We start from the raw sequence: 17,196 nt of genomic DNA, 5'->3' as shown, positions 1-17,196 counted from the left end.
CTGTGATAGAATAGCCATATAGCTACTACTATTTTGTTAGTTTAATAATTCAGCAATGCTTTAAAGGCTAGGGTAATAGTGGTAGAATTAATATGTAGCTATAATTTAGCATAAGTTAAACTTAATAAAAATAAGCAGCTGGGCTGCTAGTATGAAGGAGTTTTTAAATGGATTTTAAACACGAATTGGCCAAAGCAATCCAAGCTGCTGTGGCGGATTATCTAAGTGTGGCGCAAATTGAAAATGTTTTGGAGGTGCCAAAACATAGTGATCATGGCGACTTGGCCTTTCCTTGCTTTGTTCTCGCCAAATCGATGCGCAAGGCACCCCAGATGATTGCTAATGAAATTGTTGACCAGATTGACCATGACTTAATAAAGGAAAAACAGGTTGTTGGTCCCTATATCAACTTTTTCTTAGATGAGTCCAAGATTAGTCCAGTTGTCCTGCGTGAAGTTGCTCAAGCTGGTCAGAACTATGGTGATCAAGAAATTGGTGCGGGCGAAAATATCGTAATTGATATGTCTAGTCCCAATATTGCTAAACCCATGTCCATGGGGCATTTACGCTCTACTGTCATTGGTAATGCGATTGGTAATATCGTAAAAAAAGTTGGCTTTACCCCAGTACGTATCAACCATTTAGGTGATTGGGGCACTCAATTTGGTAAGCTTATAGTTGCTTATCGCAAGTGGGGGGATGAAGCCCAAGTTAAAGCCAATCCAATTACTGAACTGAATCGTCTTTATGTTCGTTTCCATCAGGAAGCCGAAGCTGATGAGCGTCTGGATGATGAAGCCCGGGCAGCTTTTAAGTCCTTAGAGGACGGCAGCCAAGCTGAATATGAATTATGGCAGTGGATGCGGGCTGAGTCCTTGAAAGAATTTGAACGTATTTACGACTTGCTCGGTATTAGTTTTGACTCTAACAATGGTGAGGCCTTCTATAATGATAAGATGGATCGGGTGGTTGACCTGCTAGATGAGCAAGGTTTACTGCAGGTGGACCAGGGGGCTACTATTGTTAATTTGGAAAAATTCGACCTTAATCCGGCCCTTATTAAAAAATCTGATGGTGCGACCCTTTATATTACACGTGATTTAGCAGCTGCTATATATCGTAAGGAAACTTATGATTTTGACCAGGCGGTATATGTAGTTGGTAACGAACAATCTAATCATTTTAGACAGCTTAAAGCTGTTCTTGGTCTATTGGGCTTTGAATGGGCTGAGGATATGCACCATGTACCATTCGGATTAATTACGCAAGGTGGCAAAAAGCTATCTACACGTAAGGGTCAGGTGGTCCTACTTGAAGAAGTGCTGAACGAAGCGATTAGTTTAGCCCAAGATCAAATTAATCAAAAGAACCCTGACCTCGCTAATAAGGACCAAGTTGCAATAGAGGTTGGAGTTGGCGCAGTGGTTTTCCATGATCTTAAAAATGATCGGATGAACAACTTTGATTTCAATTTAGAAGAAGTCGTACAATTTGAAGGAGAAACAGGACCTTATGTTCAATACGCAAATGCCCGGGCCCACTCTATTTTACGTAAGGCAGACTTTAATTTAGAAGAAGCCCTAGCTAGCGATCTGATTTTAGATAATTCTGAAGCCTATAATGTGATTAAAGAGCTCAATCGTTATCCTGAGGTAATTGCTCAGGCATATAATAAGTATGAGCCTTCTGTGATTGCTAAATATTTATTGCAACTAGCCCAAGCCTTTAACAAATATTATGCGCATGTTAGAATTTTAGACCAAGACCAAGGATTACAAGCTCGTCTTGTATTAGTGTATTGCTTGACCCAAGTTTTGGAAAATGGTTTGAATCTATTAGGTGTTGCAGCCCCTGATACTATGTAAAAGGAAAATTAACTATTTAGTAAGGTCAAAATATAAGGTATATCCATCTAAATAATATTATTTCTAGCACAAAAATGGACTGTGACTTGGGTCACAGTCCATTTTGCGTATTTACTATTTTATTTTAATTTGTGCTTCGTCTATTGTGGCCTGTAAGTCTTCATGTTCGGCTAGAATATTCTTGGCTGGGAGTAAGGTATAAAAGAGCAAGAAGGCTGTTTGTATCCAAAATATGGTTACATCAGTTAAACCATGGACAACCACAATGGTAATTAAGGCACAGAATAGGGCCAGGCGCAATCTCAGGTCAGGATAGCGGCGCATGCGATTGAGTAGACGAATTAAACTGAGGCCTACAGGAATTAGAATGATTAAGCCTATGATGCCATAGGATAACAGGCCTTCAAGGATTAGATTGTGGGCATGTTGGGTATACTTACCACCAAATTCTTTAAAGACCACCAGCATAGTTAAAGGACCACGACCAAAGAAAGGCTGTGATTTGATTGCGGCCCAGGATGTTTCCCATATACCGAAGCGGTCGGAAAAAGCATAGGCTAGGTCCAACATGCGGGGCAGGTAGCCCAGTGCTACCGCAATAATTAGACCGACAGTTAAGGCCAGTACACTAAGTATTGCCTGCTTTTTGTATCCAATAATATAAAAGAAAACAAAGACTGCCGCTAGAATAACTAGGAAGCTAGTCCGGGTACCTGTGTACAGTGTAGCCAGTAAGTTACACAAGGTTAAAAAAGAAAATGTTAGCTTTTTCCGACGTTTTTTCGTTTTAAATATCTTGTAAATACCCATAATTATTAAAAATTCGAGTATCATAGCATAGTAGTTCGGGTTGAAAAATGTAGCTTCCACCCGGTCAGCATGGACTTTAGACATAGTCTGCGAAATCCAGGTGTAATCAAATTCGTAAATGAGTTCCTGGTGTTCCAGTAGGGCAAAAATAAAACAAAAAAAGCCCGCTACTAATGAAATATTGATGACCTCCTCCAAATAGGACGGATGGACAATTTCTGTATAGTAGGTAAAGAAGATGATTGCTAGGATAAAAGCCAGGCTGATAAAGAGTCCCAGCCAATTCTCATAAATGATGGCTACCATGCCAGTATAAAGGGAAAAAATAAAGAGTGTTAGGGAGTTAGGGTTATTAAAATAATCACTTTTTAAACTAGCTGTTGCCACCAGAATAATTATCACGAATATGAAGGTGAGGATGGTGATGTAGAAAGGCAGAAAATTGCTAATTAAGAGCATACTTAATAAAATTCTTTGTACATACCAGGAAATTTGTCGGCTAGCCAAAGTTTTTAAATCTTGGGCCAAGTTACCGCCTCCTGTTGTCATATATTTAATAACTACTTTACTTGACTTTCATCGTAAAAACAATTGAAAGCATAAAGTTTCAACAAATATTAAGCAGTTTGAAAGCTTAGAATAGGCTTTCATGCTAAAATAAGGGAAAGTGAGGTGTAGATAATGGATGCATCAATTGCTTGGATGGGTTTAGATGCCGATCGATTTAAAAAATACCGTACTTGGATAAATCGTGGCAGTCAGGGCATTTGTGGCTCATATTGTAGTGCGGTTTTAATTCACGACCGTGTTTATCAGGATACGGGGCACCAATTAAATCGGAAGCGGCTAATTGCTAGTTTAACGACTTTGATAGATCGTTTTCATCCACATCGAGGTACTTTTATTTGGAATTTGGCTGTGGGACTAAACCAGTTTTTAATAGAGGCGCCACTTACAGTGAAAGCAGCTCTGATAACAGAGTGTAATGTGCCACAATTAATAGACAACTATCAGCAACCAGTGATTATCTCTACATTGGCCGGCCTAGGGAGCCCTTATGGTAACCACTGGCTATTAGCTTATCAATACGGCTATGATGGCGCGGGCAACCTTTACTTCAAATGTTACGACAATCATGGTCGCTACCAGGCAGTGGTGCCGGCTCGGCATACAATATCTGTTGTTTATTTAGTTGCTAAAGAACCGGTTGTACCTGTTAGTAAACCAGCCCAACTTGGTAAGCCTGAAATATCACCCGGTGTAAAATTTATTTCTAACCGAGAATATGACATACAGCAAGCAAATCAGGCTGCTAAAACAGCCTATGAGAATAATAAAAAGAAATTTTTAGGGAAGGATTTTAATGAATGGAAAGATATGATTATATAACTATTGGTGGTGGCTCTGGTGGTATTTCAAGTGCTAACCGGGCTGCTGAGTATGGCAAAAAGGTACTGATTGTGGAAGCTGATCAGGTAGGGGGGACTTGTGTTAACAGAGGCTGTGTACCCAAAAAAATCATGTGGCACGCTGGTAAAATGGTTCAGGAAAATCAGGATTACGCACCTTCTTATGGTTTAGACTATCAGTTTAATGGGCTAGATTATCAGACGCTAATCGCTAATCGGGATGCTTATATTGACCGGGTCCATAATTCCTATTTTTCCGGATTTGAATCTCGGGGCACGCATTATCTTCAAGGACGTGCCAAGTTTATTGATAATCATACGATTGAAGTCAACGGCGAAAAAATTCATGGGGACCACATCACAATTGCAGTTGGGGGTAGACCCTTAATGTTAAATATTCCTGGCATTGAATTAGCTGATAGCTCGGATGAATTTTTCAAATGGGAAAGTTTACCGGAGTCAGTGGTCTTAATCGGTGCCGGTTATATTGGTGTTGAATTCGCTATGATGCTTAATGAATTTGGTGTAGATACTTCAGTGATATTACGAGAAGATACACCAATGTTCCAGTTAGATCCTGAAATCACTAAGGTCTTGCGCCAAGAAATGGAGCAGGCTGGTATCAAGATATATGCTGAACGTAATGTGAATAAATTAGACAAAGGCGAAGATGGCCTAATCAATGTTTATGTTGCTGAGTCGGATGACTTTATTTCAGCCGAGAAAGTAATCATGGCAGTTGGTCGCCGCCCTAATACTGATGACCTTGGACTAGAAAATACCGATGTCCAGTTGACTGACAGCGGTCATATTAAGGTCGATGACTATCATTTTACCGATGCTGAAGGGGTTTACGCTATCGGCGATGTTTTAGGTAAAGTTGATTTGACACCAGTTGCCATTAAGGCTGGGCGAACGCTAGCAGATCATCTTTTTAATGGAGCAGATAAATTCTATTTAGATTACAATAAGATTGCTTCTAATATCTTTGCTAATCCCCCAATTATTACCATGGGCTATACTGAAAAAGCTGCTATTGATAAGTTTGGAGCAGACCAAATAGCTAGTTATCAAAGCAATTTTACTGCTATGTTCACCGCAGTCACAGATAATCGTCAACCGGTTACCATGAAATTAGTCTGTCAGGGACCAAATGAGGTGGTTATAGGTATCCACGGTATTGGTTATGGCTTAGAGGAAATGCTGCAAGGTTTTGCCGTGGCTGTGCAAGCTGGCTTAACAAAGGCTGATTTCGATGCAACTGTGGCCATCCATCCAACTGCTGCTGAAGATTTTGTAACTATGCGATAAATAAAGTGATTTTATACATATGCAAAGTCTGGATTTTATTTCCAGGCTTTTTTGTCGACAAAAAAAGAAGCCAGGTTATACCTGACTTCTTTTGCCTACCGCTATTTAACGATTTTTATTCTCTAAGTTATGGGCTACACCAGTTGCACGTAGAATTGCTTTGACAATTTCAACATAGACTAGGATTGAAGCCGCTGACAAGATAATCACTGTCCACATTTGACCAGCCATAGCATCACCAACTAGGTGAGATGTACCAAAGGCATCGTTTAGACCTGGTACGAAAACAACTAGCAGCATTAGGGCTGTTGAGAATAGGACTGCAATATTAAGTGATTTATTGCCGAATGGGTTGCTAGCAAATAGAGATTTGAATACAGAGCGACAGTTGTAGGCATGGAACAATTGGATGAAGGCTAGGGTTAAGAAGGCCATCGCTTCAGCATCCATATGCTCAACCTGCATTTGATAAGTGGCATACCAGTAAACAAATAGGGTGATACCACCTTCATAAAGCCCTTGGTAAATGATTGACGGTAGGACACCGGCTGATAGGAGGTTTGAAGTCCGACCACGAGGGGCGTGTTCCATAACATCTTTTTCAGCTGCTTCTAGACCTAGCGCAATCGCTGGGAAGGTGTCAGTTACCAAGTTGATCCATAGAATGTGGATTGGTTCTAGGATAGTCCAGTTTAACATGGTAGCAATAAAGAGGGTCATAACTTCACCCAAGTTAGCTGAAAGCAAGAACTGAACAGCTTTTTGGATATTGGCGAATACTTTACGACCTTCTTCAACAGCAGTAACGATTGTTGCAAAGTTATCATCAGCGAGTACCATATCAGAAGCACCCTTAGATACTTCAGTACCAGTGATACCCATACCAATACCAATGTCAGCTTGTTTCAGTGAAGGGGCGTCGTTAACCCCATCACCGGTCATCGCTACAACCTTGTTATGCGATTGCCAGGCGCGCACGATACGTACCTTGTGTTCAGGAGATACCCGAGCGTATACTGAGTAGTTTTCAACACTAGCAGCTAGCTCTTCATCAGTAATTTCATTAAGGTGCGCACCAGTTGTAACGGCAGCGTCATCACCTTCTTCAACAATACCTAAACGAGCAGCAATGGCTTGGGCAGTATCCTTATGGTCACCAGTAATCATAACGGTGCGGATACCAGCTTGTTTAGCAACAGCAATTGCATCTTTTGCTTCAGGACGCTCAGGGTCGATTTCTCCAACCATACCAGCGAAAATGAGGTTATTCTCTTCAGCTTCAGAAGTATATTCATCTTTTTCTTGGTCAATAAATTTGAAGGCCATGGCTAAGACCCGTAGTGCTTGGATAGCCATACCGTGGTTAGCATCTAATAATTGTTGGCGGGTTGCATCATCTAAAGGACGAATTTCACCCTTGTCATAGTAGTGGGTACATCTAGCGATTAATACGTCAGGAGCACCTTTTGTCATAACGGTGAAGGCACCTTTATCGCGATCTGCTTCGAGGGTTGGATGCACAGTAGTTGACATCTTACGATCAGAATCAAATGGGATTTCACCAACACGTGGGCATTCTTTTAATTCTTCACGGACATCATAACCCTTATCAAAACCAAATTGAATCATAGCAGTTTCAGTTGGGTCACCAGATAACTCATCGTTACGACCAATTGTTGAGTCGTTAGCCATGTTCATAACACGGAAGACCGGCTCGTTGAAGTCAATATCTTCGCTAGCATCATGTTCTTGACCATTATAGTAAACTTTTTCGATCGTCATCTTGTTTTGAGTCAGGGTACCAGTTTTATCTGAACAGATAACTTCTGTACCACCTAAAGTTTCTACAGCAGGTAACTTACGAACTAAGGCGTTACGGTCTGCCATTCTTTGTGTACCCAAGGCTAGGATAATCGTAGAGATAGCTGGTAGGCCTTCAGGAAGGGCAGCAACAGCGATTGAAATAGCAACTAATAGCATTTCAACCCATTCACGGCCATTCATTAAACCAATAACAAAGATAACAACCGCAATAACAATGATAGCCCAAGTTAGGAACTTGGTTAATTGGTCTTGGTTTTCTTGTAAAGGTGTCTTTTTAGTCTCAGCCTGCTCTAGCATTTCAGCGATGTTACCAACTTCTGTCTCCATACCAGTTGCTGTAACAATACCAGCTCCACGGCCGTAAGTGACGTTAGTAGAAGAGAAAGCCATGTTAGTGCGGTCACCGATACCGGCGTCACTAGAAACGCTAGCTAGATTTTTAGTAACAGGAACAGATTCACCTGTTAAGGCAGCTTCTTCAATTTGTAATGAATTAGCTTCAAAGAGACGAAGGTCGGCAGGAACCACATCTCCAGCTTCTAGGACAACAACATCACCGGGAACAATTTCCCGAGAGTCTACTGCTTCAATATGTCCATCACGACGTACATTGGCAGAAGGTGAAGACATTTCTTTCAGCGCATTGATGGCATCTTCAGCCTTGTTTTCTTGAATAACACCCATAATGGCATTAATTAAAACAACAGCGAGGATAATGATGGCGTCGACCATCCCTTCAGCACCCTCTAAAATAACAGATAAAGCAGCAGCGATTAAAAGAATAATAATCATTGCATCTTTAAATTGGTCAATGAATTTTTGCAAGGTAGTTTTACGCTCGCCCTCTTTTAATTCATTGGGACCGTATTTATCCAAGCGAGCCTTAGCTTCGCTATGAGTCAAACCTTCGACCGAGCTATTAAGTTGGCTGGTAACTTCCTCAATATCACGGGCATGGAAGGCCTGATTTTGTAAATCTTGGCTCATCTAAAAATTCCCCCTTATTAATTACGTCAAATACAAATTACAAAAAAAGAGACCTATACTACTGACTGCCATGTAGTATAAGTCTCACCTTTTAAGGTAGCACCAGCAGAGAAATCTGCAAACTGTTGATACTACCGCAACATAATCTGCTGCTGGTTACTCCCTTATCTGGGTTGTAATTCATTTTGCGTACGTTTATTATAATGTATTTTTATTGTTTTGACAATCTAATTTAACTGATTTTTATACTATTTTTAAAGGGCTTACTAACTTTTTGAGAAGCTTTTAAGTCTAAATAAAATCTGGTAGAATGTATTGGTATGTCGAGGGAGGATTAGTGTGGAAAATTTATTGTTAGAAAAAACTATGGAACGTTTACCTGATTATCAGGCTAAGCAAGTTACAAATGTATTAGACATGTTGGCCGAAGGAAACACAGTTCCCTTCATTGCGCGCTATCGCAAGGAGCAAACAGGGTCATTGGATGAGGTTCAAATTAGAGAAATTGAGGAATCTTACCAGTATGTTAGCCACTTAGAAGATCGTCGTGAGACTATTATTAAGGCGATAAAAGAACAAGACAAGCTAACGCCAGCATTGGAAAAGAAGATTAAGGCAGCCGACCAGTTGACCAAGTTAGAAGATTTGTATGCACCCTACAAGCAGAAGCGTCGCACCAAGGCAACAGTTGCTAAAGAAGCTGGCTTAGAACCATTGGCTAGTCTGATTTTTTCTAATCCAGCTCGTCTTGATATCGAATCTGAAGCTAACCAATACTTAAATGAAGAAATTAAAAATACTGATGAAGCATTGGCTGGGGCTCATGAAATCATGGCTGAATGGGTATCAGAGGACGCTGATATTCGGGCCCAATTAAGAGAAACCATGTCGAGATTCGGTCTGCTGACGAGTCGCAAAATAAAAAATGATCATGACCAGCAGGGTGTTTATGAAGTTTACTATGACTTTTCTAGCCCTGTGCCTAAAGTAAAGTCCTATCAAGTGCTCGCTTTAAATCGGGCTGAAAAAGAAAAGGTTCTTAAAGTTGATATCGAAATTGATAAAGATTTGGTCTCCCGTTATATTCAAGCGCGTTACATTAAGCATAAGGATAGTCCGACAGCTGAGCTTATCCAACATGCAATTGATGATGCCTTGGCTCGGTTTTTACTGCCAGCCATTATCCGTGAGATTCGTTCTGACCTGACTAGCCAGGCTGAAGACCATGCCATTGAGACTTTTAACGACAATCTTTCTCATTTATTGATGCAGCCGCCGATGAAGGGGCAAACCGTAATGGGCTGGGATCCAGCTTTTAGAACTGGCTGTAAATTAGCGATTGTTGATGCCACAGGTAAAGTATTGGCCAAGGATGTTATCTATCCTCATAAACCAGTTAATAAGAAGGAAGAGGCCAGTGAGGCTTTTAGAAAGTTAATTGCCGATTATGGGGTTGAAACGATTGCGATTGGCAATGGTACCGCTAGTCGGGAGTCCGAGGCCTTTGTAGCAGACCAAATTAAGGCATATGATTTGCCCATTCATTTTGTAATTGTTAATGAATCAGGCGCATCTGTCTACTCAGCTTCAGAAATAGCGCGAGAAGAATTTCCAGATTACAATGTAGAAGAGCGATCAGCGGTTTCAATTGCCCATCGCTTGCAAGATCCATTAGCTGAATTAGTAAAAATTGAACCCCAAGCAATTGGCGTCGGACAATACCAACATGATATCGCGCCTAAAAAATTAGCTGACAATCTAGACTTTACTGTAGATGTGATTGTTAACCGGGTTGGTGTCAATGTGAATACTGCCAGCCCTTCTCTCTTAGAGCATGTTGCTGGACTCACTAAAGCAGTAGCTAAAAACATTACCAATTATCGAGAAGAGCATGGCATTTACACTAACCGTAAGCAACTTTTAGATGTGCCTCGGTTGGGCCCTAAAGCATACGAGCAGTCAGCAGGCTTTTTGAGAGTTGTTAATGGAGATAATATTTTAGATAATACAGGTATCCACCCAGAAAGTTACCAGGTAACTGAGCGGATGCTAGCTGATCAAGGTATAGATATTAATAACTTGGCTAGCCAAACCAATCAAGAAAAATTAAAGGCTCTAGATCCGGACCAACTAAGTGAAGACTATAATTTAGGAGCAGAGACCTGGACCGATATTTTGGAAGGTTTGCTAGCACCGGGTCGTGATTTGCGTGATGACATCGAGGCTCCGGTATTAAGATCTGATGTTCTAGAAATGAAGGACTTAAAGCCAGGTATGGCCTTGCAGGGAACAGTGCGCAATGTGGTCGATTTTGGTGCTTTTGTTGACATTGGGGTTAAAGAAGATGGTTTAGTTCATATTTCTCGCTTAAGCCAGGATTTCGTCAAAAATCCCAAAGATGTTGTGTCACTTGGCGATATTGTAACTGTGTGGGTGCAAGATGTAGATCTGGCTAAAAATAGGATTTCACTATCAATGGTAGGTCCAGATAAAGATGGTAATATTAAGTAACGAGGCGCTCCAGGATTTTGTAGAAAGTCAGTCTTTGACTTATTTTAAGCGACCTTTTAGCCATCTAGCCGTATGGAATAAGCGCCTGCGTTCAACCGGTGGTCGCTACCACCTCAATGATCACCATCTGGATTTCAACCCTAGGGTTTTGGCTGACCATGGTTGGACGGTTTTTGCTGGTATTGTTCGCCATGAACTCTGCCATTATCACTTGCACTTAACAGGGAAGGGCTACCGACATAGCGACCAAGATTTTAAAGACTTGTTGCAACAAGTCGAAGGTCTCCGCCATGTGCCTAGTCCAAAAATAATACATCATAAGTATCACTACCGGTGTCTAGAATGTGGTCAGGATTTTTGGCGCCAGCGTCGCCTGGATATTAGCCACTTTGTGTGTGGCAATTGCCGGAGTAAAATACATCTAATTAAGCAAATGTAACGCTTACAAAAAATAGAGGACTAGCCCTTGAATTGGCTAGTCCTTCATTATTTTCTATGCTAGTATGGAAGTGAATGTAAAAAAGATGGAGGTTGTCTGATGGATAAGCAGTATAAAAAACTAATTGCTGCCGCCATGCTCTTGTTGGGAGCTGGTTGGGGACTAAATTCTAATGTTTCTAGTGTGTTCATTGAACCTATAGCTTCTGACTTAGGTGTTTTGCATGGGGATGTGTCTTTACATATGACGCTGATAGTATTCACTAATGCCATATTAGGGCCCTTAGCACCAAAAATTTTACAGCGAGTTAAGTACAAACACTTGATTATTGTGGGTGTTGCTCTTATGGCAGCCGCGGCATTTTTGTCATCTCAAATTACGGCTGTTTGGCAGCTTAACTTATTAGGGATTGTGCGTGGAGCGGCCTTGGGCTTAATTGGAACAGTGCCTATGGCGATTTTAATTAACAACTGGTTTGTTTCTAAGCATGGTTTTGTCTCTAGTCTAATCTTTGCCTCGTCTGGAATTGGGGGGGCCTTATTTTCTCCTATTATTGCGCAAATTATTGAACATCTGGGTTGGCGCTGGGCTTATATTTTTGTTGCAATCGGTTTGATACTGTGCGCTATTCCTTGTATAAGTATAGATTTCGCTTTAACCCCTGAAGAGGTCGGTCATCAGCCCTACCAGCGCTTGAGTGAGCATAGCCAGGGCCCTAGCTCTGGTCAAACAAATAATGGCTTAAGTTCTTTTTCGTATCAATCACCGGTTTATTGGTTAATCTTAATAGCTGGACTGTTCGCGACGGCCTTAGTTGGTCTTACTTCTCATATGCCAACAATCGCTGGGTTTTCTGGCTTTAGTTTAACAGTTGGTTCCCTACTCTTATCAATGGTTATGATTGGAAATATTGTGTTTAAATTAGGGATAGGAACGATTTCTGACCGGACTAGCCCGACGACTGCTTTTTTAGTTATTGCCTGTATTTGTCAACTAGGTTTGGCCCTAATAGCTATTGGCCAGTCGCCTTTAATTATGTTAGTAGGCGGGTTATTGTTCGGTTCAATTTATGCTATGATCGCAGTAGGTACCCAGTTACTTATCAAGGAAATCTTTGGAACAGAATCCTTTGCTAAGGCTTTTGCTGCTATTTCAGTCATTCAAGGTGTGGGTGGCGCCTTGACAGTAACTTTATATGGTTATAGTTTTGACTTTTTACAAGCCGCTCAGCCAGCTATTTATACTTCTATGGTATTATTAGCTTTGGCTATGCTAGCTATCTTTTCTGCTAAGAAATTAGCTCAGTCTAAATAGGGGGTTAAAGATTTGGCACAGTTATATTTTAGATATGGCGCAATGAACTCAGGGAAATCAATTGAGCTGATGAAAGTTGCCCATAATTATGAAGAACAGGATAAAAAAGTTTTAGTCTTCACTTCAGCAACCGACAATCGTTCCGGTCAGGGCATAATTGCTAGTCGAGTAGGCTGGGAGCGCCCAGCCTATGCCTTATCTAGTCAGGATGATCTTTTTGATTTAGTAAGTAAGAAGAGTGAGGACCAACGTGTTTCTTGCGTCTTAATTGATGAAGCCCAGTTTTTAAGTCGAGCGCAAATTATTCAGGCTGCACGGGTGGTAGATATACTAGATATCCCGGTGATGTGTTTTGGTTTAAAAAATAATTTTTTAAATCATCTGTTTGAAGGCTCTAAAACCTTACTAGAATTTGCGGATAAAATAGAAGAGATAAAAACGATATGCTGGTACTGTGAGCGCAAAGCAACTATGAATATGCGGATTGTTGATGGACGACCAGTATATGAAGGTGATGAAATTCAAATTGGCGGTAATGAATCATATTTGCCAGTTTGTCGACGTCACTATATGCAAGGCTACCCAGACGGCCAATAATTAAACCAGTCATAAGCGAAAAAATGATTGCTTATGACTGGTTTTGCATTTTATTGAAATTTACACTACTAGTTTGTGAAAATAATAACTAAATGTATACAAAATATGTATTTATTTTAATCTGCTTGTCAGAATAGTTATTTAAGAATGTTGATATATCAATACCGTTTTTCACATAGTAAGGTATTGACTTTTTTTTATTTTATGCGTACCCAATATTACTGTTCTTTTTCAATGATCGGTAAAACTTTTACTTTAAAAAAGATTGTGAATGATTTAACATAACCTTGTAAAGAAAATGTAAAGGGGAATTATAATGACTAAGAAAGATGGAAAGAAGCCTGAAGAAAATGTAACTAAGGTAATAGATGACCTAGTGAACAAAGGTCTGGAGGCTTTGGATGAATTCTTAGAGTTAGATCAAGAGCAGATAGACCAAATTGTGGCTACAGCATCTGTAGCTGCTCTAGATCAGCATGGTGTCTTAGCTAAGCATGCTGTTGAGGAGACAGGTAGGGGTGTCTTTGAGGATAAGGCAACCAAGAACTTATTTGCTTGTGAGCATGTAGGCAACTATATGCGTAAACAAAAAACAGTGGGCGTAATTTCTGAAAATAAGACAACAGGTATTACTGAGATTGCTGAACCTGTAGGCGTAATTTGTGCCATTGTGCCCACTACAAACCCAACTTCGACGACAATCTTTAAAGCCTTGATTGCCTTAAAAACCCGTAATCCAATCATTTTTTCTTTCCACCCAGCTGCAGTTCAATCTTCAATACATGCCGCTCAGGTTGTCCGTGATGCCGCGGTAGCTGCGGGTGCACCTGAAAACTGTATCCAATGGGTTGAGAAAGTCTCTATGGAAGCTACTAATACATTGATGAACCACCCAGATATAGCCACGATCTTGGCCACTGGTGGTAATGCTATGGTCAAAGCAGCTTATTCATGTGGTAAACCAGCTCTTGGTGTTGGCGCTGGGAATGTGCCAGCCTATGTCGAAAAAACAGCTGACGTTAAACAAGCGGCCTATGACATTGTCCTATCTAAATCCTTTGACAATGGTATGGTTTGTGCCTCTGAGCAAGCTGCAATTGTTGATAAGGAAATCTATGATGATTTCAAGGCCGAAATGGTTTCTTATCGCTCATATGTGGTTAATGCTGAAGAAAAAGCTAAATTAGAAGAATTCTGCTTTGGTGCTAAGGCTAACTCAGAAAATTGTGCCGAAGCCAATCTAAATGCAGATATCGTCGGTCGCCCTGCTACTTGGATAGCTGAACAAGCTGGTTTTAAAGTGCCAGAAGGTACTAATATTTTAGTAGCAGAGTGCCAAGAAGTAGGGGAAAAAGAGCCCTTAACCCGTGAAAAATTATCACCAATTATTGCCCTATTGAAGGCTAATAGTCGTCAAGAAGGTTTGAATATGGCGCGTCAAATGGTGGAATTCCACGGTTTAGGCCATTCAGCAGCCATTCATACCAGTGATCGTGAATTAGCTGTTGAATTTGGCAAATTAGTCAAGGCCATCCGTGTAATATGGAACCAGCCATCAACTTTTGGCGGTATTGGGGATGTTTACAATGCTTTTATTCCATCGCTAACATTGGGTTGTGGTTCGTACGGAGCTAACTCAGTCGGTGGTAACGTCAATGCCTTGAATTTACTAAATATCAAAAAAGTGGGGAGTCGGCAAAATAATATGCAATGGTTTAAAGTACCACCAAAAATTTACTTTGAGCGTAATTCAATTCAATACCTCAAATCTATGCCGCATACCCACCGTGTAATGATTATCGCTGACGAATCAATGGCTAAGTTAGGCTACTTACAGACTGTGATTCAACAACTAGATCGTCGCCAGGATAAGGTTATTTATAATACCTTTACAGATGTTGAGCCTGATCCAGACATCACAACTGTTGAACGTGGTGCCGAGGCCATCAGAGCCTTCCAACCTGATACGATTATTGCAATCGGTGGAGGCTCAGTTATCGACTCGGCTAAAATTATGTGGTTATTCTATGAGCAACCACAAGTAAACTTCCGTCATTTAGTTCAAAAATTTATGGATATCAGAAAACGGGCGGTGCGCTTCCCTAGACTTGGTAAAAAAGCCCAATTTGTTGCTATTCCAACAACTTCTGGTACTGGGGCTGAAGTGACACCATTTGCAGTTATTTCGGACAAGGCTAATAACATGAAATATCCATTAGCAGATTATTCATTAACGCCTACAATTGCCATTATAGATCCAGCATTTGTTGATAGTGTGCCAGCCCATGTTGCTGCTGATACTGGTATGGATGTTCTAACCCATGCTTTAGAGGCTTATGTATCTATTATGGCAACTGATTATACAGATGGCTTGGCTTTACAGGCGATTAAGATGGTATTTGAATATCTAGAAGATTCAGTGAATAACTTTGATCCGGTAGCGCGGGAGAAAATGCATAATGCTTCTACTATCGCGGGTATGGCCTTTGGTAATGCCTTCCTAGGTATTTCTCACTCCCTAGCCCATAAGCTTGGCGGTCGCTTCCATACTGTTCATGGCCGAACCAATGCTATCCTGCTACCATATGTTATTCGGTATAATGGTACCCGTCCAGCTAAGCATGCCACCTGGCCAAAATATAACCACTATATCGCTGATAAAAAATATCAAGATGTGGCTAAAATGTTAGGTTTACCAGCTGAAACTGCTGAAGAAGGTGTCGCTTCGTTAGCTAAGGCGGTTTATGATTTGGGTGAACGAGTAGGTATTAATATGTCTATCCAAGGTCAAGGCATTGACAAGGATGAGTACATGAAATATACAGAAGAGCTAGCTTATTTAGCTTATGAAGATCAGTGTACGCCAGTTAATCCTCGTCTCGCGCTTGTTTCTGATATGAAAGAAATTTTAGAAGATGCCTACTATGGTTATAAGAAAAAACCAGGCCGACTTAAATAAAAAATAAGCTTAATAAAACTGGAGGCAGAAATGCTTCCAGTTTTGTCGTTATTAGTGGGGCCTTATCCCTATTTACCAGGTTTTATATTGCTTTATTTAAAGTGATTGACTGTGGTAGAATGGTTTTATAATGTTTAATTAACCTTTAATTAATGGGATTACTAAAGGAGTGTTTATTTGTTCCAGGAAATTATTGATAATATGGGAGAAGGAGTCAGCAATCCTGAAGAATTTGGACGCCGTCTTTTAGCTTCACTAGGGACCATTGCGCTAGCTTATCTAGCCAGCAAATTGGTAGGCTTGTTAGCGCGTAAACTGACTAGTAACGATGATCGTGAGATTATGATTCTCCGTCTATCACGCCTCTTTATCACTTTGCCAGCTATTGTCCTACTTATTTACATTTGGTTCCAGGGTGTGGGCTCGGCGGCTATTTTCATTATCCTAATGGTTGCCACCATTACCTTGGCGCTCAAAGACATGATCGTTGATATTGTAGCCTATTTCTATACTATTTTTCGCCATCCATTTAGAATTGGAGATGTAATCGAGATTGCTGGCCAACGTGGTCAGGTTGTGGATTTTGATTTTTTACAATTTAATTTAGCTGAAATGGGAGGATTAGTCGAAAATATTCGTCCAACTGGTCGCTATATCTCTCTACCTAACCGATTTATTTTTGAGAAGGTTCTAACTAACTACTCTCACGACCATGATTTCGTGGTAGTTGAAACAAGTATTTTAATTGCCTTTGACGCTGACCGTGACGTGGCCTTGGGGGCTGCTGAGCAGGTGGCAGCTGATCACCATCAAGCCTTCCTTGACCAACACGATGAAGAGGAATTAGAAGAATTTACACGCTTTATTGAAGGTTTTCAAAATGAACAAGCTACTTTCTCCAGAATTATGATGGATGATAATGGCTTTAGAATTTTTGTCCAGTTCTGTTCGGCCTATTACCAAATTGCTGGAAGGACATCTGAAATTGAATGCCAGCTTTATGATGCCATGGTGGCTAAAGGTATTACGCTGCCCGTGCCACTACATCTACCCAAAACGGATTAGTACCTATAGTATTGAAAAGTTTAGTCTTGATTTGACGATTTGCTTAAAATGTTTAAAGAGAAATATAATTTGAATCGAAAAGAAGCTATGACGTGAAGCGCAGCT

At 40.6% G+C, this 17,196-nt stretch carries 11 protein-coding genes; 9 read left to right on the top strand and 2 right to left on the bottom strand.

Going from position 1 to position 17,196, the window contains the following annotated elements; genetic code table 11:
* The first annotated feature begins 167 nt into the window (after window positions 1–167).
* Window positions 168–1,865: an arginine--tRNA ligase gene (argS, locus tag AWM75_RS01540; RefSeq protein ID WP_067977442.1), complete on the top strand. Its 1,698-nt coding sequence runs from the start codon at window positions 168–170 to the stop codon at window positions 1,863–1,865.
* 114 nt (window positions 1,866–1,979) lie between these two features.
* On the opposite strand, the gene AWM75_RS01535 is transcribed toward argS, so the two are convergent.
* The gene (locus AWM75_RS01535) at window positions 1,980–3,224 is read right to left on the bottom strand and encodes an O-antigen ligase family protein (protein WP_082702015.1); all 1,245 of its coding nucleotides are present in this window, start codon (window positions 3,222–3,224) and stop codon (window positions 1,980–1,982) included.
* 132 nt (window positions 3,225–3,356) lie between these two features.
* Here AWM75_RS01535 and AWM75_RS01530 point away from each other — a divergent pair, with 132 nt between their 5' ends.
* Both AWM75_RS01530 and gorA read left to right on the top strand, forming a co-directional pair.
* Window positions 3,357–4,064, top strand: a complete 708-nt coding sequence (locus tag AWM75_RS01530; RefSeq protein ID WP_067977441.1) for a hypothetical protein — start codon at window positions 3,357–3,359, stop codon at window positions 4,062–4,064.
* Window positions 4,043–5,395: a glutathione-disulfide reductase gene (gorA, locus tag AWM75_RS01525; RefSeq protein ID WP_067977440.1), complete on the top strand. Its 1,353-nt coding sequence runs from the start codon at window positions 4,043–4,045 to the stop codon at window positions 5,393–5,395. Before AWM75_RS01530 ends, gorA begins: the two co-directional genes overlap by 22 nt.
* A gap of 105 nt (window positions 5,396–5,500) precedes the next feature.
* Here gorA and AWM75_RS01520 read toward each other — a convergent pair whose 3' ends face one another.
* A complete protein-coding gene (locus AWM75_RS01520) occupies window positions 5,501–8,206 on the bottom strand; it encodes a cation-translocating P-type ATPase (RefSeq protein WP_067977439.1) in 2,706 nt (901 codons plus the stop codon).
* A 366-nt stretch (window positions 8,207–8,572) separates the two neighbouring features.
* Here AWM75_RS01520 and AWM75_RS01515 point away from each other — a divergent pair, with 366 nt between their 5' ends.
* From AWM75_RS01515 to AWM75_RS01490, 6 genes are all read left to right on the top strand, one after another.
* On the top strand, window positions 8,573–10,717 hold the full coding sequence (locus AWM75_RS01515; RefSeq protein WP_067980834.1) for a Tex family protein: 2,145 nt from the start codon (window positions 8,573–8,575) through the stop codon (window positions 10,715–10,717).
* Window positions 10,701–11,156 carry a SprT family protein gene (locus AWM75_RS01510; RefSeq protein ID WP_067977432.1) on the top strand — a complete coding sequence of 152 codons (456 nt, stop codon included), beginning with the start codon at window positions 10,701–10,703 and terminating at the stop codon, window positions 11,154–11,156. The genes AWM75_RS01515 and AWM75_RS01510 overlap by 17 nt, the downstream gene beginning before the upstream one ends.
* A 99-nt stretch (window positions 11,157–11,255) precedes the next feature.
* Entirely contained in the window at window positions 11,256–12,470 is a 1,215-nt protein-coding gene (locus AWM75_RS01505; RefSeq protein WP_067977431.1) for an MFS transporter, read from the top strand.
* Between the two features lie 12 nt (window positions 12,471–12,482).
* Complete coding sequence (locus tag AWM75_RS01500; protein ID WP_067977430.1) at window positions 12,483–13,067, top strand: thymidine kinase; 585 nt, start codon at window positions 12,483–12,485, stop codon at window positions 13,065–13,067.
* Between the two features lie 316 nt (window positions 13,068–13,383).
* Window positions 13,384–16,026, top strand: coding sequence for a bifunctional acetaldehyde-CoA/alcohol dehydrogenase (adhE, locus tag AWM75_RS01495; RefSeq protein ID WP_067977428.1), 2,643 nt, complete (start codon window positions 13,384–13,386; stop codon window positions 16,024–16,026).
* Window positions 16,027–16,203: 177 nt separating this feature from the next.
* Complete coding sequence (locus tag AWM75_RS01490; RefSeq protein ID WP_067977427.1) at window positions 16,204–17,091, top strand: mechanosensitive ion channel family protein; 888 nt, start codon at window positions 16,204–16,206, stop codon at window positions 17,089–17,091.
* The last annotated feature ends 105 nt before the right edge of the window (window positions 17,092–17,196 follow it).

The organism is Aerococcus urinaehominis, assembly GCF_001543245.1.
GTDB lineage: Bacteria > Bacillota > Bacilli > Lactobacillales > Aerococcaceae > Aerococcus > Aerococcus urinaehominis.
The sequence above is the reverse complement of the archived record's forward strand: the minus strand, read 5'-3'. Positions and strand labels throughout refer to the sequence as shown.